The organism is Streptomyces sp. NPDC087310 (assembly GCF_044744405.1).
GTDB lineage: Bacteria > Actinomycetota > Actinomycetes > Streptomycetales > Streptomycetaceae > Streptomyces.
Genome location: NZ_JBIUYF010000005.1, coordinates 602,260 through 622,410, shown reverse-complemented (window position 1 = coordinate 622,410; position 20,151 = coordinate 602,260). Strand labels below are relative to the sequence as shown.

19 protein-coding genes and 1 riboswitch are annotated in these 20,151 nt (G+C 72.5%); of the genes, 8 read left to right on the top strand and 11 right to left on the bottom strand.

The window, feature by feature from the left end; all coding sequences use genetic code 11:
• Positions 1–60 precede the first annotated feature (60 nt).
• Positions 61–1,245 carry an FAD-dependent oxidoreductase gene (locus ACIO3P_RS22005; protein WP_329824884.1) on the bottom strand — a complete coding sequence of 395 codons (1,185 nt, stop codon included), beginning with the start codon at positions 1,243–1,245 and terminating at the stop codon, positions 61–63.
• 102 nt (positions 1,246–1,347) lie between these two features.
• Here ACIO3P_RS22005 and ACIO3P_RS22000 point away from each other — a divergent pair, with 102 nt between their 5' ends.
• Entirely contained in the window at positions 1,348–2,019 is a 672-nt protein-coding gene (locus tag ACIO3P_RS22000) for a pentapeptide repeat-containing protein (RefSeq protein ID WP_329824885.1), read from the top strand.
• Between the two features lie 339 nt (positions 2,020–2,358).
• On the opposite strand, the gene ACIO3P_RS21995 is transcribed toward ACIO3P_RS22000, so the two are convergent.
• Both ACIO3P_RS21995 and ACIO3P_RS21990 read right to left on the bottom strand, forming a co-directional pair.
• Positions 2,359–2,856: a hypothetical protein gene (locus ACIO3P_RS21995; RefSeq protein WP_401853183.1), complete on the bottom strand. Its 498-nt coding sequence runs from the start codon at positions 2,854–2,856 to the stop codon at positions 2,359–2,361.
• 175 nt (positions 2,857–3,031) lie between these two features.
• Complete coding sequence (locus tag ACIO3P_RS21990; RefSeq protein ID WP_329824887.1) at positions 3,032–3,607, bottom strand: TerD family protein; 576 nt, start codon at positions 3,605–3,607, stop codon at positions 3,032–3,034.
• Positions 3,608–3,816: 209 nt separating this feature from the next.
• On the opposite strand from ACIO3P_RS21990, the gene arfB reads away from it, so the two are divergent.
• Entirely contained in the window at positions 3,817–4,245 is a 429-nt protein-coding gene (gene arfB / locus ACIO3P_RS21985; RefSeq protein ID WP_329824888.1) for an alternative ribosome rescue aminoacyl-tRNA hydrolase ArfB, read from the top strand.
• A 37-nt stretch (positions 4,246–4,282) separates the two neighbouring features.
• Here arfB and ACIO3P_RS21980 read toward each other — a convergent pair whose 3' ends face one another.
• On the bottom strand, positions 4,283–4,852 hold the full coding sequence (locus ACIO3P_RS21980) for a flavin reductase family protein (RefSeq protein WP_329824889.1): 570 nt from the start codon (positions 4,850–4,852) through the stop codon (positions 4,283–4,285).
• A gap of 299 nt (positions 4,853–5,151) precedes the next feature.
• Here ACIO3P_RS21980 and ACIO3P_RS21975 point away from each other — a divergent pair, with 299 nt between their 5' ends.
• Both ACIO3P_RS21975 and ACIO3P_RS21970 read left to right on the top strand, forming a co-directional pair.
• Positions 5,152–7,053 carry a diguanylate cyclase domain-containing protein gene (locus ACIO3P_RS21975; protein WP_401853181.1) on the top strand — a complete coding sequence of 634 codons (1,902 nt, stop codon included), beginning with the start codon at positions 5,152–5,154 and terminating at the stop codon, positions 7,051–7,053.
• A gap of 276 nt (positions 7,054–7,329) precedes the next feature.
• The gene (locus tag ACIO3P_RS21970; protein ID WP_329824891.1) at positions 7,330–8,322 is read left to right on the top strand and encodes a CBM35 domain-containing protein; all 993 of its coding nucleotides are present in this window, start codon (positions 7,330–7,332) and stop codon (positions 8,320–8,322) included.
• Between the two features lie 48 nt (positions 8,323–8,370).
• Here ACIO3P_RS21970 and ACIO3P_RS21965 read toward each other — a convergent pair whose 3' ends face one another.
• The 4 genes from ACIO3P_RS21965 to ACIO3P_RS21950 form a co-directional block, all read right to left on the bottom strand.
• The gene (locus ACIO3P_RS21965) at positions 8,371–9,258 is read right to left on the bottom strand and encodes a ketose-bisphosphate aldolase (RefSeq protein WP_401853178.1); all 888 of its coding nucleotides are present in this window, start codon (positions 9,256–9,258) and stop codon (positions 8,371–8,373) included.
• A gap of 36 nt (positions 9,259–9,294) precedes the next feature.
• Entirely contained in the window at positions 9,295–10,269 is a 975-nt protein-coding gene (locus ACIO3P_RS21960) for a 1-phosphofructokinase family hexose kinase (protein WP_401853176.1), read from the bottom strand.
• Positions 10,270–10,470: 201 nt separating this feature from the next.
• On the bottom strand, positions 10,471–11,643 hold the full coding sequence (gene nagA / locus ACIO3P_RS21955; RefSeq protein WP_401853174.1) for an N-acetylglucosamine-6-phosphate deacetylase: 1,173 nt from the start codon (positions 11,641–11,643) through the stop codon (positions 10,471–10,473).
• Entirely contained in the window at positions 11,643–12,677 is a 1,035-nt protein-coding gene (locus ACIO3P_RS21950) for an ROK family protein (RefSeq protein ID WP_401853171.1), read from the bottom strand. Before ACIO3P_RS21950 ends, nagA begins: the two co-directional genes overlap by 1 nt.
• A 385-nt stretch (positions 12,678–13,062) precedes the next feature.
• Between ACIO3P_RS21950 and ACIO3P_RS21945 the strand changes: the two genes are divergently transcribed.
• The 3 genes from ACIO3P_RS21945 to otsB are packed head-to-tail and all read left to right on the top strand — an operon-like array spanning position 13,063 to position 15,577.
• Positions 13,063–14,283: an ABC transporter substrate-binding protein gene (locus ACIO3P_RS21945; protein WP_401789718.1), complete on the top strand. Its 1,221-nt coding sequence runs from the start codon at positions 13,063–13,065 to the stop codon at positions 14,281–14,283.
• 12 nt (positions 14,284–14,295) lie between these two features.
• Entirely contained in the window at positions 14,296–14,673 is a 378-nt protein-coding gene (locus tag ACIO3P_RS21940) for a DUF3263 domain-containing protein (RefSeq protein ID WP_401853169.1), read from the top strand.
• 58 nt (positions 14,674–14,731) lie between these two features.
• Positions 14,732–15,577, top strand: coding sequence for a trehalose-phosphatase (gene otsB, locus ACIO3P_RS21935; RefSeq protein WP_401853167.1), 846 nt, complete (start codon positions 14,732–14,734; stop codon positions 15,575–15,577).
• A 38-nt stretch (positions 15,578–15,615) separates the two neighbouring features.
• On the opposite strand, the gene ACIO3P_RS21930 is transcribed toward otsB, so the two are convergent.
• From ACIO3P_RS21930 to ACIO3P_RS21920, 3 genes are all read right to left on the bottom strand, one after another.
• Positions 15,616–17,175 (bottom strand): trehalose-6-phosphate synthase, encoded by a 1,560-nt coding sequence (locus tag ACIO3P_RS21930; protein WP_401853165.1) that lies wholly within the window; start codon positions 17,173–17,175, stop codon positions 15,616–15,618.
• Between the two features lie 117 nt (positions 17,176–17,292).
• Positions 17,293–17,454: a hypothetical protein gene (locus ACIO3P_RS21925; RefSeq protein WP_329824899.1), complete on the bottom strand. Its 162-nt coding sequence runs from the start codon at positions 17,452–17,454 to the stop codon at positions 17,293–17,295.
• Positions 17,455–17,492: 38 nt separating this feature from the next.
• Positions 17,493–18,473, bottom strand: coding sequence for a glucosyl-3-phosphoglycerate synthase (locus tag ACIO3P_RS21920; protein ID WP_329824900.1), 981 nt, complete (start codon positions 18,471–18,473; stop codon positions 17,493–17,495).
• Positions 18,474–18,671: 198 nt separating this feature from the next.
• A riboswitch (SAM riboswitch) is annotated at positions 18,672–18,799 on the top strand.
• 17 nt (positions 18,800–18,816) lie between these two features.
• On the opposite strand from ACIO3P_RS21920, the gene thrC reads away from it, so the two are divergent.
• Positions 18,817–20,124: a threonine synthase gene (thrC, locus tag ACIO3P_RS21915; protein WP_401789303.1), complete on the top strand. Its 1,308-nt coding sequence runs from the start codon at positions 18,817–18,819 to the stop codon at positions 20,122–20,124.
• Positions 20,125–20,151: the final 27 nt, after the last annotated feature.

The following is a 20,151-nucleotide window of genomic DNA, read 5'->3' as shown; positions in this document are numbered from 1 at the left end:
GCTCCCTGGGGCGGTAGGACGGTGTGGGCGCCAGCCTCCGGCCTTCAAGTTCCCTTGAGGTCAAGCGCCGCCCGCGGACACCCCCGCGAGCGCCTTGAGCGCCAGCGACGCCGCCGTGATCCCGCTGGTGAACGCCACCTCCGAGAGCACCCCGGGCGCCGCCACCTGGTCCCCGGCGAGGAAGACCCCGGACCCGCCGCGGTCGATGCGGGGCCGGTCCCGCCAGGTGGTGCCGGGCGGGTCGACCGCGCCCGTACGGCCGTTCGCCAGGGCCTCGCGCCGCCAGACGGTCCGCTCGCGCCAGCCGGGGAAGCCCAGGTCGAGCAGGTGCTCGGCGCGCGCGAGCGCTTCGGCGCGGGGTGCGTCGGGGCCGATCGGGATCTGTCCCTGGATGAGCTGTTCGCCGGCCGGGGCGAGGGACGGGTCCTGCGCGGTGAACCGTTCGAGCCACCCCGGGGCGTCCAGGTCCGAGACGACGAACGGGTCGCCCCGGCGCGTACGGAGCGCCAGGTCGAGCAGGAGCGTACGGCCGCTGGGCCAGTGCAGCCCGTCGTCCTTGAGGAGGTTGCGGGCCGCGTCCAAGGAGGTCGCCACGATGACGGGTCCGTCCGGCAGCGTGTCGATCCGGGTGGACGTCTCGATCCGTACCCCCAGGTTCCAGGCGTGCCCGGCCATGCGCTCGGTGAGCCTGCCCCAGCCGCCCGCCGGGTACCGGGCCTCCGGCGGCAGCGCTGCGGCGCGCCGCAGCCGCTCCTGTACGAAGGCGGCGGAGAGCGAGCCCGGGTCGTGGTGGAAGAGGGCCACGGCGACGTAGTGCGCGGCGGCCCGCGCGGTCGCTTCCCCGGCCCGCTCCGTCGCCCAGGTGAGGAAGTCGACGTCGGCCGGGGCCTGTTCGGCGCTGCGGCGGGCGAGGGCGAACAGCCCGACGGGCGGGATACGGCGCAGCGCGCCGCCGTGGTGGAAGCGGAAACGCGCGGCCTCGCGCAGGGGCAGGTTCGCCAGGGGGCCGAGGAGCCCGCGCTGCCGGAGCCAGTCCCAGTGGGGCCCGCGCCGGTAGAGGGCGTGCGGGCCCTCGTTGACCGCGTACGGGCCTTCGGCGGTCCTGGCCCGGCCGCCGAGGGTGTGATGGGCCTCGTGCAGGGTGACACGGGCGCCCGCCTCGGCGGCGGTGATGGCGGCGGTGAGTCCGGCGAGTCCGCCGCCGATGACGGTGATACCGGTGCTGGGGCTGGGGCTGCGACCCATGGTGACCTCTCTCCCTCGTTGACGTGCTCACCGAGGTGACGTGCGGCGGCATGTCGGATGTGACATCGGGGCGTTGTCAGTGCCGTAGGCCACCATGGGGGTATGGCGAGGAAGACGGCGAAGAACGGGACGGCTGCGGCGCGTCGGGCGGAGGTGCGGCTCCCGCCGCTGAGCCCGTACGGCGGCGATCTGGAGCCGGACGGGGACTACGACGGCCTGGAGTTCCAGGGTCTGGACCTGGGCGGCCAGGAAGGGCCGGGCGCGCGGTTCATCGACTGTGCGCTGCGGGAGTGCGGGCTGGACGGGACGGCGCTGGGGCGGGCGCGGTTCATCGACTCCGTCCTGACCGGCGTCCGGGGTGTGGGCACGGACCTCGCGGGGGCGTCCCTGCGGGATGTGGAGGTGGTGGACGCGCGGCTGGGCGGGCTCCAGTTGCACGGGGCGGTGCTGGAGCGCGTGCTGATCAAGGGCGGGAAGATCGACTACCTGAATCTGCGCAAGGCACGGCTGAAGGACGTGGTGTTCGAGGGGTGCGTGCTGGCCGAGCCGGACTTCGCGGGAGCGGAGCTGGAGCGGGTGGAGTTCCGGGACTGTGTGCTCCGGCGGATCGATCTGAGCGGGGTCCGGATGAAGGACGTCGATCTGCGGACGGTCGCCGAGCTGGACATCGCGCGCGGTCTGGACCGGCTGGCGGGAGCGGTGATCAGCTCGGCGCAACTGCTGCATCTCGCACCGGCGTTCGCGGCGCAGATCGGCGTACGGGTGGAGGACTGACCGGCCCGGTCGTCAGGGGGTACGCCGTGGGCCCCGGCCCGGGGGGATAGGCCGAGGCCCACGCGGTACTCCAGAGGCACGCCGTTTCGGTGGGGGGAGGAAGCGGTCGCCCGCGTCCCCGGCAGTGCCCCGGCAGACTGCATCTGCCCGGGGACGCGCGATGTACGCCTGCGGACGCCCGGATCCGTGAGTGGGCTGTGTGACGACTGTGCGACGACTCTGTGGTGGCTGTGGGACGCGACGGGCCTCACGGGGTCCCAGGAGGGTTCCGGGAGGGCTCGGGAGGGCTCCGGGAGGGCTCCGGGAGGTCCCCCGGGAGGGGGTGGTGCCGCCCGCGCCTCAGCAGCGGGGGAAACGGCTCTGGAGGTCCCAGACGGCCGGGTTGTCGGCCAGTCCGTCGTGCAGGTCGGTGAGGTCCGCGATCAGATCGTGCAGGAAGTCACGCGACTCCCGGCGCAGCAGCCGGTGGCTGAACGTGAGCGGCGGCTCGTCGCCGTGCATCCAGTCGGCCTCGATGTCGACCCACCCGAAGCGCCGCTGGAAGAACATCCGGTCCGCCGACTCCGTGAAGTCCAGCTCGGCGTACTGCGGCGTGGCCGCCCTGCTCCCCCGGGGGTCCTGGTCGATCCGCTCGACGATGTCGCACAGGGCCCACGCGAAGTCGAGCACGGGCACCCATCCCCACGCGGTGGACACCTCACGGTCGGCGGAGGCGTCGGCGAGATAGACGTCCCCGCAGAACAGATCGTGCCGCAGCTCCTTGACCTCCGCGCGGCGGTAGTCGGTCTGCGGGGGATCGGGAAAGCGCCGGGAGAGGGAGTAGCCGATGTCGAGCACGACCCGATGGTGTCACGTTCGAGTGAATCGCCGCGTTTCCCTGTCCGGGGGCCCCTGCCCGGGGCGCGGCCCGGTCGTGCGGAACGCGGAACCACGCAGGGCCCCGGCCGGAGCCGGGGCCCTGCGTGGTTGCGTCGTCGGACGCCGGTGATCAGCGATCAGGAGCGACCGGTGATCAGAGGTTGACGCCGAAGTCCGTCGCGATGCCCACCAGGCCCGAGGCGTAGCCCTGGCCGACCGCGCGGAACTTCCACTCCGCGCCGTTGCGGTACAGCTCGCCGAAGACCATGGCCGTCTCCGTGGCCGCGTCCTCGCTCAGGTCGTAGCGGGCGATCTCCGCGCCGCCCGCCTGGTTCAGGATGCGGATGTACGCGTTGCGGACCTGGCCGAAGTTCTGGCTGCGGGTCTCGGCGTCGTAGATCGAGACCGGGAATACGATCTTGGTGATGTCCGCCGGCAGGCCCGCCAGGTTGACGTTGATGGCCTCGTCGTCGCCGTCGCCCTCGCCCGTCCGGTTGTCACCGGTGTGGACGATGGTCTGGTCCGGCGTCGCCTTGTTGTTGAAGAAGACGAAGTGACCGTCCGAGAAGACCTTCCCGGCCTCGTTCACCGCGATCGCCGAGGCGTCGAGGTCGAAGTCCGTACCGGTGGTCGTGCGGACGTCCCAGCCGAGGCCGACCGTGACGGCGGTGAGGCCGGGCGCCTCCTTGGTGAGTGAGACGTTGCCGCCCTTGGACAGGCTTACAGCCATGGGATGTCCCTTTCGTAGTCGTGTGCGGGCTTCGGGTGGACCCGAAGCTACCGTCATCCGACATAACGCGGGCAGAGGCCCCGGAGGTTCCACACCCCTTTACTTTCTTTACCCGGGCGGCCCAGGGGCCCGCCGCTCGGAGCGGTCCCGCCAGGGGCCCGCTGATTAAAGAGGTGACGTGAGGGGCGCGGACACGCGACCATGGGTCCATGTCCGGGCCTCCTCATGTCATCCGCGGTTCGGTCTCCCTGCCGGAGGCCGAGCTGATGTGGCGTTTCTCGCGCTCGTCGGGGCCCGGCGGCCAGCACGTCAACACCAGCGACTCCCAGGTGGAGCTGCGCTTCGACCTGGCGAGGACCGAGGCCCTGCCGCCCGTCTGGAAGGAGCGCGCGCTGGACCGGCTCGCGAGCCGGCTGGTGGGCGGCGTGGTCACCGTACGGGCGTCGGAGCACCGCTCCCAGTGGCGCAACCGCGAGACGGCCTCGGTACGGCTCGCCGCCCTGCTGGCCGAGGCGACGGCCCCGCCGCCGCGTCCCCGCCGCAAGACGAAGATCCCGCGCGGGATCAACGAGCGCAGGCTGCGCGAGAAGAAGGCGCGCGCGCAGACGAAGCGCGGCCGTACCGGGCGCGACTGGTAGACGTCGTTACGGGGGCTCTCTCGCGCCCCCCCGCGCCTCAGCCCTGGCCCAACTGGCGGTAGCGGCCCTTGAAGTACGTCAGCGGCCCGGCCTCCCCGCCCGGCAGGTCCGCCGTCAGCACCCGCCCGATCACCAGCGTGTGGTCGCCCGCCTCGACCCGCTGCTCCGTACGGCACTCCAGCGTCGCCAGCGCCCCCTCCACCAGCGGTGCGCCGCTCACCTCGCCGCGCCGGTACGGGAGGTCCTGGAACAGCAGCCGGTCGCTGATCCGTCCCTTCATCGCGAACCGGCCCGCGATGTGCCGCTGGTTCTCCGAGAGCAAGGACGCGGCCCACACGGGCTGTTCGGCGAGCAGGTCGTCCATCCGGGAGCCGTTGCGGACGCTGACCAGGACCAGTGGCGGGTCCAGGGAGACGGACAGGAAGGCCGTCGCCGTCATGCCCGCGTCCTCGCCGCGCGGTCCGTCCGCGCTCAGGGCGGGTTCGTGCGCCGTCACCAGCACCACACCCGCGGCCAGCCGGGCGAGGGCTGCGCGGAACTCGTCGTCGCTCACCCCCTCAGCATGCGGGACGGCTTGGGCACGGGGGGCGGGACTCGTCTGGGACACGGGGGAGACGCTAGTCTCGGCGGTCCCGCGCCCGCATCGGACCAGGGGACCAGCCAGGTCCTAGGACCACGCTCCGATCGGTCCCCCACGGCCGGGAATTGCGTTCCGCAAAGCCGCGGGAGCGCTTCCACCAGGCATTCCTTCCCTCCCTGGGCGTGTGACTTGAGACACAGAGCGAGGTAATTGTTGACCCTGTGTACCTGGCGAACAGCTCGCTGTGATTCAGTTGCGAGGACAGTGCCACACAAGCGCCGATGAGAATCCTGGAGTTGCTGTCGAGGTCTCGGGGAGAGCGAGCAATGGAGACCGAGTCGGAGCCGTATGTCCGTCTTGCGACCCTGCGGCAGTTGCACGAGGCCGTCGCAGAGCTCAACACCGCCCGCAGTCTGGCGGACACCCTCCAGACCGTCGCCGACGGCGTCGTCACAGGGCTCGGCTATGAACTCGCGTGCGTGAACGTCGTCCAGGCCGACGGCGACCTCGTCGTCGCCGCCTTCGCGGGGAGCGCCGCCGCCGAGGCGCTGATCACCGGACGGGTCGGCTCCCGCACCTCCTGGGAGCGCCGGCTCGCCATGGGCGAGACCTGGGGTGACCTGCGGTTCATACCGCACACCGAGGGCTGGGTGCTGCTGGAGGACGACGTACCGCAGTGGTACACCGAAGGCCCCGAACCCCGCTTCGAGGACGAGTGGCACCCCGCCGACCGCCTCTACGCCCCGATGTACTCCACCGCCCGCAAGGACCCGCCGGCGCACGCCGCGGGGCGCGGGGGCGAGCTGCTCGGCGTGATATCCGTCGACCGGCCGCGCGGCGGGCGCCGCCCCGGCCCCTGGGGGCAGGAAGCGCTCCAGATGTACGCGTCCCAGGCGGCCATTGCGATCAGTAACGCCCGCCTCAGGGCAAACATGCAGCGCGCCCTCGTCCGTCTGGAGCGCGACAAGCAGGCGCTCCGGGCCAGTGAGGAATCCTTCCGTCAGGCATTCGAGTACGCGCCCAGCGGCATGGCCGTCGCCGAGATGGGCGGCGATCAGCACGGCAAACTGCTCCGCACCAACGACGCCCTCTGCCGCCTCCTGGGCCGCCCCGCCGCCGTGATGCGCCGCCACTCCTTCTCCGACCTCGTCCACCCCGAGGACATCGGCACCCTGCTGCGCACCTCCGCCGAGGGGGGCCGCGCCGAGCTGCGCCTCGCGCGCCGGGACGGCTCGTACGTCTGGGTCTCGCTGCGCAACTCCGTCGTCGCGGACACGGCGGACGGCCCCCGCTTCCTCCTCACGCACGTGGAGGACATCGAGGAGCGCAAGGGCCGCGAACTCCAGCTCGCCCACCGCGCCTCGCACGACTCCCTCACCGGCCTGCCCAACAGCGCGGAGCTGCGCTCCCGCCTCAGCGCCCGGCTCTGCTCGCGCCCGTTCGCCACGCGGGAGAAGACCCCCGTCGAGGCCCTGGACGCGGCGTACGGGGGGTACGAGGGCACGGTCCTGTACGAGCCCGGCTACGACACGTACGCCGGATACGGCGCAGGCAACGTCAACGGCAATGTCAACGGTTACGGCAACGGCAACGGCAACGGCTGCGACGGCGTCAACGGCTACGACGGCGGCAGCAGCGACGGGTACACGGCCACCCACAGCCCCAGCGGCCCCGGCGACGGCTACTCCGGCCACGACGGCTACGAGGAGCGCGCGGGCGGCCGTGGCGGCGTACGCGACGGCGGTGGCCTGCTCCCGCCGTCCGGCGCCGGCCCCTTCGACCACCACGTCCACCTGGTCGCGCCCGCCGAGGGCGGGGCGGACGACGGCACGAAGGGGCTCGCGGTCCTCTTCTGCGACCTCGACGGGTTCAAGTCCATCAACGACCGCTTCGGCCACAACACCGGCGACGAGGTGCTGATCGAGGTCGCGCGCCGGCTCACCACCGGCGTACGCGACGGCGACACCGTGGCCCGGCTCGGCGGCGACGAGTTCGTCGTCCTCGCCGACGGCCTCGGCTCGGCGGACGCCGCCGACCTCGCCGTACGGCTGCGGAACGCGATCATCCCGCCGATCAGGGTGGACGGCAGGGCGGTCCGGGTCGGCGCCAGCTTCGGCATCAGTTGGGCGGCCTGCGGCATGTCGGTCGAGGAGGTCCTGCAATCCGCCGACCAGCGGATGTACGTCGAGAAGCGCTCGCGCAAGCAGGTGCAGCGGCGGGCGGGATAACGCGCCGAGGGGCCGGGGGCCCCACCCCTCCGGTCCCCGGGACCGTGCCGGACGCGCTTCTCGGGATACACGGCAGGACAGGGCGACAACAGGGCGACAACCGGGGACCAACGGGCGGTGGCCGTTCGGGACAGGGCTGGGACATGTCCGCGATCGGTTGTTCACCCAAGGGCCCCAGACTGGCAGCCACCCGTCAAGACCCGTCCGTAGGCTTGCCCGCACGAGGTAGGCTCGGCCGGTCGGCGACGCTGGCGAGATGGTAAGGAGTGACCACCGATGACGGCCGGGAACAACGGCGCGAACAAGCCCGAGGACGACGACCCGTTCGGCTACCTGTACGAAGACGGACAGGCAGCGGCGGGCGCCGGTCAGCGGCGCCAGGGCGGTTACGGCTACCCGGGTCCGGCCACACAGCCGGGCGTCCCCAGGACGTCGTACAACCAGGTCAGGACGGTCGGCGAGCGCCAGTACGGGCAGCAGGCGGTGCCGCCGCAGCAGGCGGCGTACGGCCAGCAGCAGGCGTACGGCCAGGCTCCTCACCACGGCCAGCAGGCGCCCCCGCAGCAGTACGGCGCCACCACAGCCCAGGTCCCCGCCCAGCGCGGCGGCGGACGCGGCAACGGCGGCGGCCCGAACACCAGGGGCCTGCTGATCGGTGCGATCGCGGTGGTCGCGGTCGTGGTGATCGGCATCACAGCGGCGCTGCTCTCCAGCAACGACGACAACGACAACAACGACGCACAGCCGTCGGACCCCGGGGCGTCGGTCGAGCAGTCGGCGGACCCGAGCGCGTCCGCGTCCGGCAAGGACGAGGCGGACGGCGGCGAGAAGGCCGCGGACGGCATCGAGCTGCCCAAGCAGGACGCGGCGACCCTCAAGCTGGGGCCGCCCGCCGCGCTCGCCACGGACATAGACGGAGCCGAGGGCACCAACGGCTCGTACGTGACCGGGTTCAACGCGGTCGGCGCCTCCGTGACCTGGACCGCCGACATCAAGGAAGCGGGCAACTACGCGCTGTCCGTGCGCTACGCCATCCCGGCCAAGGACGCGAACGCCACGCTGACCGTCAACGGCAAGGCGAACAACTCACCCCTCGGGCTGAAGAACTTCATCAAGTCCGACGACCCGGACCTGTCGAAGAACTGGCAGACCACCTGGGCGCCGGTCGAGCTCCAGGCGGGCAAGAACACGCTCAAGATCTCCTGCGAGCAGGGCAACCAGTGCGACGCCATCCTCGACTGGCTTGAGGTCACGCCCCCGAAGACCTGACCTGACTGGCCTGACCTGACCGAAGACCTGACTGTCACGGCCTGACCGTCACGAGCTGACGACCCGCAGGAAACCCGCCACCGTCCCGGCCATCGCCTCGCGAGCCGGGACGAGGTATTTCCGGGGGTCGACCGTCGCCGGATGCCCGGCCAGGTGGGTCCGTACCGCTTCCGTGTAGGCCGTGTTGAGCGCCGTACCGACGTTGATCTTGACCATGCCCGCGGCGACCGCCCGGCGGATCTCCTCGTCCGGGACGCCCGAGGAGCCGTGCAGGACCAGCGGAACGGGGACGGACCCGCGCAGGGCGGCGATCAGGGTGTGGTCGAGGGCGGCCGTGCGCCGGGTCATCGCGTGGGACGAGCCGACGGCGACCGCCAGCGCGTCGACGCCCGTCTCGGCCACGAAGAGCACCGCCTCGGCCGGGTCCGTCCGTACACCGGGCGCGTGCGCGTCCAGCGCGGGCCCCGCGCCGCCCTCCGGGCCGCCGTCGCCCTCGTCGCCGCTCTCCTTGCCGCCCACCGCGCCCAGTTCGGCCTCGACCCAGACACCGTGGTCATGGCCCCACCGCACGGCCTCGGCGGTCGCCTTCAGGTTCTCCGCGTACGGCAGCTTCGACGCGTCGAACATCACCGAGCTGAAGCCCTCGGCCGGTGCGGCGCGCAGCAGTTCGGCGGATTCGACGTGGTCGAGGTGGAGCGCGAGCGGTACGGCGGCGGCGCGGGCCACCGCGGCGGTGGCGGCGGCCACGGCGGTGAGCCGGCCGCCGTGGAACCGCACCGCGTTCTCCGATATCTGCAGGATCGCCGGCACCCCGGCCCGCTCGGCGCCCTCCGCGATCGCCTCGGCGTGCTCCAGGGTGATCACGTTGAACGCGGCGATGCCGCGGCCCCGGGCGGCGGCGTCCGAGACGAGTTCAGCGGTGGTGACGAGTGGCATGTGCTCCCCAGTTCTCCATCAGGTTCGGGATCCGGTTCATTCGGGCCCTGGCCGCCCGGTCTCCGTGACCCTGACGCGCGGCAGCAGCTCCTCGTACACCCGCGCGTCGAACTCGCCCGCCGCCGGGGCCAGTACCGTCGCCGCCGACAGCGCGACCGCGCGGCTGAGCCTGGCCGGCCACGGCAGGCGCTCGACGAGCCCCGAGAGCAGCCCGGCCACCGCCGAGTCGCCCGCGCCCGTCGGATTGCCCCGGACGGTGTCCGGCGGCGCCGCGCGCCAGCCGCCGTCCGGGGTGAGCGCGAGGAGCCCGTCCGGGCCGAGCGAGGCGACGACCGCGTGGGCGCCGCGCCGCCGGGCGTCCTGAGTGGCGCGCAGCGGCTCGCGGGAGCCGGTGAGGCGGGCGAGTTCGTCCGCGTTCGGCTTGACGAGGTCGGGGCGGGCGGCGACGCCCCGGCGCAGCGGTTCGCCGCTGGTGTCGAGGAGCACGGGGACCCCGGCGGCGCGGGCGCGGCGGATCAGCTCGGCGTACGCGCCGACGTGGATACCGGGCGGCAGGCTGCCGCAGAGCGCCACGGCCCCGGCGCCGGTGCGCAGCAGCCGGTCGTAGTGGGAGAGGAAGCCGGTCCACTCGGCGGCGGAGACGACCGGGCCCGGCTCGTTGAGCTGGGTGGTGTCGCCGGTCGAGGCGTCCACGACGGCGATGGTGCGGCGGGTGGCCCCGGAGATCGGCAGCAGCGCGTCGACCGGACGGGCCGCGCGGGTCCGGCCGCTCCAGGCGGCGGGCCGGCCGCTGCCGCCCAGCAACTCCCGCAGTACGTCGCCGGTCCGGCCGCCGGCGAACCCCGTCACCACGGTCTCGTGCCCCAGCGCGGAGAGCACCCGCGCGACGTTCACGCCCTTGCCGCCGGGGCGCTCGGCGACCTCGCTGACGCGGTGGGTGGTGTGCGGGACGAGCGCGGGCGTGCGGTACGTGATGTCCAGCGCGGCGTTGAGCGTCACCGTGAGGATCATCCATCCCCCTGCCTGGGTACGCGGTGCTGGGTACGCGGTCGCGTGGCGGAGCGCCTGGGCACCGGAGCGCCGGGACGATCATGCCAAAAAGAAAGCGGTTGGCCCAGCCCCCGGACCGACCGCCTCCGTATCCGCTCCCGTCACCTCTCTTGTCACCGCTCCCGTCACCACTCCCGTCACCGCTTCCGCGTCCGTACGGGGTCAGCCGACGCGCGGGTCGATCACCCATTCCCCCTTGTGCAGCACGCCCTTGAGCCGGAAGTCCGCGTCCAGCACCACCGCGTCGGCGTCCTTGCCCGGCTCCAGCGAGCCGACCCTGTCGTACGCGCCGAGCAGCTTCGCCGGGTTCGACGAGATGGCCCGGACGATGTCCTCCACCGGCAGCCGGTCCACCGTGGCCGCCCGCCGGAACGCGGTGTCCTGGGTCAGGGTCGAACCCGCGATCGAGCCGCCGTCCACCAGCCGGGCGACCCCGTCCGTCACGTCGACGGCGAGGGGGCCGAGTTCGTACCGTCCGTCGCCGAAGCCCGCCGCGTCCATCGCGTCCGTCACGAACGCGACGCGGTCCGCGCCCGCGCGGTGGAACGCCAACTCCAGGGCGGCCGGGTGCAGATGCGTACCGTCGTTGATCAGCTCGACGGTGACCCGCTCGTCCTCCAGCAGCGCGGCGATCGGTCCGGGCGCCCGGTGGCCGAGCGGCGGCATCGCGTTGAAGAGGTGCGTGGCGACGGTCGCGCCCGCGCCGATGGCCTCGGCGGTCTGCTCGTACGTCGCGTCCGTGTGCCCGATCGCGGCGATCACGCCGTGCTCCGCCAGCAGCCGTACGGAGTCGATGCCGCCGGGGAGTTCGGTGGCGAGCGTGACCATCCTGGCCGTGCCGCGCGCCGCGTCGATCAGCTTGCGCACCTCGGCCGGGTCGGGGTCGCGCAGCAGCTCCTCGCTGTGGGCGCCCTTGCGGCAGGGGGAGATGAAGGGGCCCTCGAAGTGGATCCCGGCGAGGTCGCCCTGTTCGACCAGTTCGGAGAGGAGCCCGGCGCGCTGGGCGAGGAAGTCCATCTCGCCGGTGACGGCGGAGGCGACGAGCGTGGTGGTGCCGTGCTCGCGGTGCGTACGGATGCCCTTGAGTACGTCGTCCACGGAACCGGAGGTGAAGGAGGCGCCCCCGCCGCCGTGGTTGTGGAGGTCGACGAAGCCGGGGACGAGCCAGTGGCCCGTCAGATCGAGCGTGGCGGCGTCCGCCGGGGCGTGGCCCGCGATCCGGCCGCCCTGGACGATCACCCGCCCGCCGTCCACGGTCCCGGTGGGCAGCACCACCCGGGCGCCGGTGAGGACGGTGGGTTCGGCGCGTACGGCGGATGTGACGCGAGCGGCCATCAGGCGGTTACCTCCGGGGCGAGTGACGGGGTGTGGGTGTGGGTGTCGGACGGTCCTTCGTGCGGGGCGGGGGATGGCGATGAGGGCGGGGTGGCTTTCGCGTCCACCAGGTCCCAGGCGAGCAGGCCCGCCCCCAGACAGCCCGCCGTGTCCCCGAGCGCCGCCGGGACGATCTCGGGGAGCGTCTGGAACGTGACCCGCTCCGCCACCGCCGCGCGCAGCGGTGTGAACAGGGTGTCCCCGGCCTCGGCGAGCCCGCCGCCGATGATCAGGGTGCGCGGGTCCAGCAGGGTGAGCGCGGTGACCAGGCCGGCGGCCAGCGCGTCGATCGCGTCGTGCCACACCCGTACGGCCGCCGGGTCGCCGGAGTCGACGGCCTTCGCGCAGTCCGCCGCGTCCGCCTCCGGGTCGCCGCTCGCCGCCTGCCACGCGCGGGTCACCGCGGCGGCGGACGCCAGGGTCTCCAGACAGCCGCGCTGCCCGCAGCCGCACGCGGGGCCGTCGGGGCGCACCACGACATGGCCGATCTCGCCCGCCGAGCCGTGCGCGCCCGCCTCTATGGCGCCGCCGATGCCGATGGCCCCGGCGATCCCCGTGCCCAGCGGTACGAACAGGAAGCGGTCCGTGCCCCGGCCCGCGCCGAGCCGCCCCTCCGCGAGGCCGCCGGTGCGTACGTCGTGCCCCAGCGCCACCGGTACGCCGCCCAGCCGGGCCGCGAGCAGATCCCGTAGGGGCAGGTCGCGCCAGCCCAGGTTGGCGGCGTACCGGGCGATCCCGCGCTCGGCGTCCACGATGCCGGGCACGGCGACCCCGGCGGCCACCGCGCCCCGCCCGAAGTGCTCGGCACCGTACGCGCGCAGCTCCGCCGCGAAGGCGAGGACGGTCTCGACGACGGCCTCGGGGCCGCGCTCCCTCCCCGTCGCGCGCCGCGCCTCGTACAGCAGCGCGCCGTCCGCGCCGACGAGGGCGGCTTTCATGCCGGTGCCGCCCACATCCAGGGCGATGACGTGTCTGGCGTGCCTGTCGGATCTCACGGGGACAGTCTCGCGTGTGAACCCGTGAAAGGTCTAGTCCACTACACCTGATGCCTCCTGATGGCCCCGGTGATGGCTTCGGCGATGACTTCGGATTGTTGTCAGTCCATACAAAAGAACAGAACATTCACGCCGCGCACACGCGGGAAATCGGGCGTTGCGGAAGCGAAACCGCCACCCGGTAGACCCCAAACCTCCGTATGAGGGAAAATCACTTGTTCGACAGTGCGTCACGGGGGGCCGGTCGGTGGCCTTACGCGCAACGGCGAGAACGACAAAGGCAACCACAAAGGCGGGGAACAGACCTGTGCGACCTGTACGAGAGCGCCACCGGGGATACCGCGGTCACCACCGGACCGCAGCGGCGGCAGTGGCCGCATTCGGCATGACGGCGTCGCTGGCGGGCTGCGGCGGTCCCTCAAGCAGCGGAGATGTCACGCTCAAGGTGGTCGCCGCGGAGTACGGCACCAACTCCGAGGACAGTTCCCGGAATTACTGGGAATCCGTGGCGAGCTCGTTCCAGGAGGACAATCCCGGAATCAAGATCGACATATACATCCGGCCGTGGAAGACGATCGACGCCGACGTCGCGCGGATGGTCGAGGAGGGCAAGGCCCCCGACATCGCGCAGATCGGCTCGTACTCCAACTTCGCCAAGGACGACAAGCTCTACGCGGCCGACGAACTTCTCTCCGTACCCACCCAGGCGAACTTCCTCGACCAGCTCTCCGAGGCCGGCGAGGTCAACCGTATTCAGTACGGGATGCCGTTCGTCGCCTCCACGCGGCTGCTCTTCTACAACAAGGACCTCTTCGAGTCGGCCGGGGTGAGCGCCCCGAAGGACTGGGACGACATCAAGTCCGACGCCGAGGCGCTCAAGGCCGACGGCGTGACGACCCCCTTCGCCCTGCCGCTCGGCACCGAGGAGGCGCAGGGCGAGGCCCTGATGTGGTTGCTGAGCGGCGGGGGCGGCGTCACGGACACCGCCGACGGCTCGTACAGCATCGACTCGCCCGTGAACGTCAGCACCTTCACCTGGCTCCAGAAGAACCTCGTCAAGCCGGGACTGACCGGCCCGGTCGCGCCCGGGAAGCTGGACCGCGCCACCGCCTTCAAGGCGTTCACCAGCGGCGAGGTCGGCATGCTCAACGGGCACCCGACGCTGATGAAGGACGCGGTGAAGCGGGGCGTCAAGGTCGGCATGGTGCCGATGCCCGGCGAGAGCGGCAAGCCGAAGTCGTCGGTCGCCGTCTCGGACTGGATCATGGCCTTCAAGCAGAACGGCCACCGCCAGGAGATCGGCAAGTTCCTGGACTTCGCGTACGAGGACAAGAACGTGCTCGGCTTCGCCGGCCAGTACGACCTGCTGCCGGTCACCTACAGCGCGAACGCGGGGATGCTCGCCGACCCGGAGCACCAGGACCTGAAGACGTTCCTGACGGCGCTGCCCGAGTCGGAGCTGTTCCCGTACGGCAAGAACTCGTGGTCGCAGGTGAGCGAGAGCTTCAAGAAGAACATCGGCAGGGCGGTCGAGCCCGGCGCGAGCCCGGGGGCGGTGCTGGGGCAGATCGCCAGGGACGCGTCGGCGGCGGAGGCGTCCGAGTAGCGTGGCATTGATATGACCTCGCCTGACCCTGATCCCGATCCCGATCCTGCCGCTGAGCCGGATCCGGAGCCCGCCGCTGACCCCGCCGCCGGGCCGGAGCCCGCACCGGAGCCCGCCGCTGACCCCGCCGCCGGGCCGGAGCCCGCACCGGAGCCCCGGCCCACCCCGGCCCTGTCCGGGCGGGACCGTGCCGTACTCGCCATGGAAGGGCGCGGCTGGCCGGGCCCCGGCGCCAAGGAGCGGGAGATCCGCGAGCGCCTGGGCCTCTCGCCGACGCGCTACTACCAGCTCCTGAACGCGCTGCTCGACGACCCGAGGGCGGCGGAGCACGACCCGGTGACGGTGAACCGGCTCCGCAGGGTCCGGGCGGCCCGCCGCGACCTGCGCTGACGGAGGCGCGGGCCACATTTCTGTCCGTACGCCGGTGGACGTGGATAAGGTCGGGGGCATGGGCAGCCACTCGTACTCCCTGCCGGAACCGACCACCCCCGCCGGCGTCGACGGCCTGGCCGCGCTTCTCGCCCGGCCCGGCGCCGCCGTCGTCGCGCTCGACTTCGACGGCACCCTCGCCGAGATCGTCCCGGACCCCGAACAGGCCCGCGCCCACGAGCGCGCGGTCCCCGCCCTCGCCGCCCTCGCACCACGCGTCGCCTCCGTCGCGGTGATCACGGGCCGCCCCGCCGGAGTGGCGGTACGGTACGGCGGCTTCGCCGGGGTGCCGGGGCTGGAACACCTGGTCGTCCTCGGCCACTACGGCGCCGAGCGCTGGGACGCCGTCTCCGGTACGGTCCACGCCCCCGCCCCGCACGAGGGCGTCGCGGCCGTACGCGCCGAACTCCCCGGATTCCTCGAACAGTTCGGCGCCTGGCGCGGCACCTGGATCGAGGAGAAGGGCCGCGCGGTCGCCGTCCACACCCGCCGCGCCACCGACCCGCAGGCCGCCTTCGAGGCGCTGCGCGAACCGCTGGCCGGACTCGCCGCACGCCACGGCCTGATCGTCGAACCGGGCCGCATGGTCCTGGAGCTGCGCCCGCCGGGCGTCGACAAGGGCGTGGCGCTGCTGGAGTACGTCCGCGAGACGGGCGCCGAGACGGTCCTGTACGCGGGCGACGACCTGGGCGATCTGCCGGCCTACGCGGCGGTCGAGAAACTCCGCTCGGACGGCCACCCGGGCCTGCTGGTGTGCAGCGGCACCGAAGTCCCCGAACTGGCCGAACGGGCCGACCTCGTCCTCCCGGGCCCGGCGGCCCTGGCGGACTTCCTGGCGGAACTGGCGCGTACGGCGGCCCCGTAGCGCCGTAGCCCCGTAGCCCCGTAAGTCCTGTGGGGGCCTCAGGCCCGCAGCGCCTCCAACTGGTCGAGGAACCAGCGCTGCGGCGGCAGGGCCGTCGCCGCGGCGGCCAGGCGCTTGGCGCGGTCCGTGCGCTCCGCCGTCGGCATCGTCAGGGCCTCGTGGAGGGCGGCGGCCGTCGCGCTGATGTCGTACGGGTTCACCACCAGGGCGTCCTCGCCCAGCTCCGCGTAGGCGCCCGCCTCCCGCGACAGCACCAGCGCGCAGGCGCGCTCGGAGAGGACGGGGATCTCCTTCGCGACCAGGTTCATGCCGTCGCGGATGGGGTTGACCAGCGCCACATCGGCCAGCCGGTACGCGGCCAGGGAGCGTGCGAAGTCGTCCTGGACATGCAGGACGACCGGGGTCCAGCCGTCCGTGCCCAGCTCCGCGTTGATCCCGTCGGCGACCCGCTGGACCTCCTCCGTGTAGGAGCGGTAGATCGCCAGGTCCTGCCGGGAGGGGTAGGCGAAGGCCACGTGGACGACGCGCTCGCGCCATTCGGGGTGGTCGAGCAGGAACTGCCGGTAGGAGAACAGGCCCCGGACGATGTTCTTGGACAGCTCCGTACGGTCCACCCGGACGATCGTCCTCCGGTCGGCCCCGTCCGGGGTGGAGCCGATCTGCTCGCGCAGGGTCACCATCCGCTCGGCCACGTCCGGACGGTGCGCGCGCTCGCGCAGGAAGTCGCCGTCGGCGCCCAGGCCGTGGACCGCGAGATACGTCCGGCCGCCGGAGGGTCCTGGGGTGCTCCCGCGCGGGAAGGTGAGGTGGCGCCCGCCGTCCCCGCTTCCGTCCCCGCTTCCGTCCCCGTCCCCGGCTCCGTCCTCCGGCCAGTGCGCCGTCAGGCCGCGCGCCGCCAGCACCGAGCGGGCGCACTCCGCGAACGCCCCCGCCCACCGCCAGGTCAGGAAGCCCAGCCGGTCGGCGCCGAGCATGCCCAGCAGGAGGCGCTCCGCGATGTCGTCGGGCAGCAGCCGGAAGTACTCCGCGGGCGCCCACGGCGTGTGCGAGAAGTGCCCGATCCTGAGGTCGGGGCGGAGCGCGCGCAGCATCCCGGGGACGAGCGCCAGGTGGTAGTCCTGCACCAGGACCGCCGCACCCTCGGCCGCCTCCTGCGCCAGCGCCTCGGCGAAGGCGCGGTTGTACGTCTCGTACGCGGCCCACTGGGCGCGGAACCCCGGGCCGAAGGACGGCTCCAGCGGGGTCTGGTAGAGCATGTGGTGGACGAACCAGAGGGTCGAGTTGGCCACGTCGTTGTACGCGGCCGTGTACACCTCGGGCTCGATGCCCAGCATCCGTACCCGCTGCCCGCCCGTGTCGGCCGGGTCCAGGCGGCCCCCCGTACGCCGTACGGCCTCCCGGTCGCCCTCGCCGAGCGCCGCGCACACCCAGACGGCGTCGTCGTCCGCCCCGATGGCCGACAGGCCCGACACCAGTCCGCCGCCGCCTCGCTTGGCCGCCAGCGTGCCGTCGTCGCGCCGCGTGTACGAGACGGGGCCGCGGTTGGACGCCACGAGGACGCGGGCGGGCGCGGGGGTGCCGGACTGCTCGGTAACCATGTCGCGAAACCTAGCCCGTCACGGAAACGCTCAAACGTACGGTGCGTGTGACGTCCCCGCCGGGTCGGCCGCGCCGCCCGCTCGATCGCGCGGCCCGCTCGGTCGGCGCCGTCCCGCTCAGTCGCGCCGCCCGCGCGCCGCAGCCAGCGCGACCACCCCGGCGCCGGTCAGCGCGAACGCCATGCCGCCCAGCAGCCACAGCCGCTCGGCCGTGGACCCGGCCTGCGCCAGCACCCGCGTGAACTCCGAAGCTCCCGACAACGCAAGATTCATGCCCATGAGGGAGGAATGTAGGCAAGTAGTGCGATGATCCGACGTTACGCCGCGCGTCCGGCCGTGTACTCCGCGATCTCCCGCACCGGCGGACGCTCCTCCGTGTCCACCGCGTGCGTCCGCGGCGTGAAACCGTCCTCGCCCCGCTCGAACTGCGTGAGCCGCGGCCGTACCAGATGGCCCCGCTGGAGCCGGAGCTGCGCCGTACGGTAGATCGCCGCGGCCATCCGCCCCAGCGCCCGGTCGTCCTGGTGACGGTGGAGCCGTACACCCACGTCCACCTGGGCCAGCGCGTCCAGCCCCACCGTGTGCAGCGCGTCCACCAGCAGGCCCAGCTCCACGCCGTACCCCACCGGGAACGGCAGCCGCTCCAGCAGCGAGCGGCGCGCCGCGTACTCCCCGCCCAGCGGCTGGACGAAACCGGCCAGCCGCGGCCAGTGCAGATTGAGCAGCGGGCGTGCCACCAGCTCCGTCACCCGCCCGCCCTGGACGGCCCCGCCCTCCGTGCCGCCGCCCGTACCGCCGCCAGTGCCGCCGCCCAGCGGGCGGTCGTACATCGCCTTCACGAACTGCACCTGCGGCTCGGTGAGCAGCGGGCCCACGATCCCGGAGACGAAGTCCGGCGAGAACTCCCGCAGGTCGGCGTCGACGAAGCACACGATGTCGCCGCTCGTCACCAGCAGCGACCGCCACAGCACCTCGCCCTTGCCGGGCAGTGCGGGCAGCCGCGGCAGGATCGCGTCCCGGTGCACCACCCGCGCGCCCGCCGCCGCGGCGACCTCGGCCGTACGGTCGGTGGAGCCGGAGTCGATCACCACCAGCTCGTCCACGAGCCGGACCCGCTCCATCAGCTCACGCCGGATGACGGCGACGATCGCGCCGACGGTCTCCTCCTCGTCGAGCGCCGGCAGGACCACACTGACCGTGCTGCCGCGTGCCGCTTTCGCCGCCAGGAGCCGGTCGAGCGTACGGTCCCCCGCCGACCAGGAACGCCTGGTCAGCCAGTGCTCCACCTCTTCCAGCACGTTCGGTACTCCCTGCGCGATCCTTGATGAGGTGCGATATGTGCCACGACATGTGCCCCGACGTGATCCATCTCGCGGTGCGGACGACTATCTCAACCCTCCACCCCTTCGGTTACAGTCTTGAACAACACGAATGACCACCGCATGCCGGGGTCATCACGTGAACAAACGCACCGGACCCAGGCTCCGGCGCCATAGCGCTCATCCAGAGGGACTGAGGGAACGGCCCGTTGAAGTCCCGGCAACCCTCCCGCCGACCGCGAGGTCACGGTGGGGAAGGTGCCAATTCCGTCTTGCGGCGAAGTACGTCGCGAGGAAGATGAGGAGAAAGGGCCTCGCCATCATGGCTGTGCAGACCGTCCCGACCGGTACGAACGAGACCGGTGCCAACGAGACCGTCGACCTCGGACCCGCCGCCGCACTCTCGTGCCGCGAATGCGGAGAGCGCTTCGACCTCGGCCCCATCTTCGCCTGCGTGAGCTGTTTCGGGCCGCTCGAAGTCGCGTACGACCTGCCGAGCGGCACCCCCGAAGAGCTGAAGAAGCGCATCGCCGAGGGCCCGGACAACATCTGGCGGTACGCGCCGCTGCTGCCCGTCCCCGCCGACGTCGCCTCGAAGCCCAACATCAACCCCGGTTTCACGAAGCTGGTCAAGGCCGACAACCTCGCCCGTGAGCTGGGCGTCACCGGCTCGCTCCACATCAAGGACGACTCCGGCAACCCGACGCACTCCTTCAAGGACCGTGTCGTCGCCATCGCCGTCGAGGCCGCCCGCGCCTTCGGCTTCACCACCCTCTCCTGCTCCTCCACCGGCAACCTCGCCGGCGCCGTCGGCGCCGCGGCGGCCCGCGCCGGCTTCCGCTCCTGCGTGTTCATCCCGCACGACCTGGAGCAGGGCAAGGTCGTCATGGCCGCGGTGTACGGCGGGGACCTGGTCGGCATCGAGGGCAACTACGACGACGTCAACCGCTTCTGCTCCGAGCTCATCGGCGACCCGCTGGGCGAGGGCTGGGGCTTCGTCAACGTCAACCTGCGGCCGTACTACGGAGAGGGCTCCAAGACCCTCGCGTACGAGATCTGCGAACAGCTCGGCTGGCGGCTGCCGGATCAGATCGTCATCCCGATCGCCTCGGGGTCGCAGCTCACGAAGATCGACAAGGGGCTCCAGGAGCTGATCAAGCTCGGCCTCGTCGAGGACCGGCCGTACAAGATCTTCGGCGCCCAGGCCGAGGGCTGCTCGCCGGTCTCCACCGCCTTCAAGGCCGGGCACGACGTCGTACGGCCGCAGAAGCCGGACACCATCGCCAAGTCCCTGGCGATCGGCAACCCGGCCGACGGCCCGTACGTCCTGGACATCGCCCGGCGCACCGGCGGCGCGGTGGAGGACGTCAACGACGAGCAGATCGTCGACGCGATCAAGCTGCTGGCGCGCACCGAGGGCATCTTCGCGGAGACCGCGGGCGGCGTGACCGTCGGCGTGACGAAGAAGCTCATCGAGGCGGGCGTGCTCGACCCGGCCCTCACCACCGTCGTCCTCAACACCGGTGACGGGCTCAAGACGCTGGACGCCGTGGCCCCGACGACCGGCCCGACGGCGACGATCCGCCCGAGCCTCGACGCGTTCCGCGACGCGGGCCTCGCCGCGAGCTGACCACGTCGTGAGCTGACACGTCGTGAG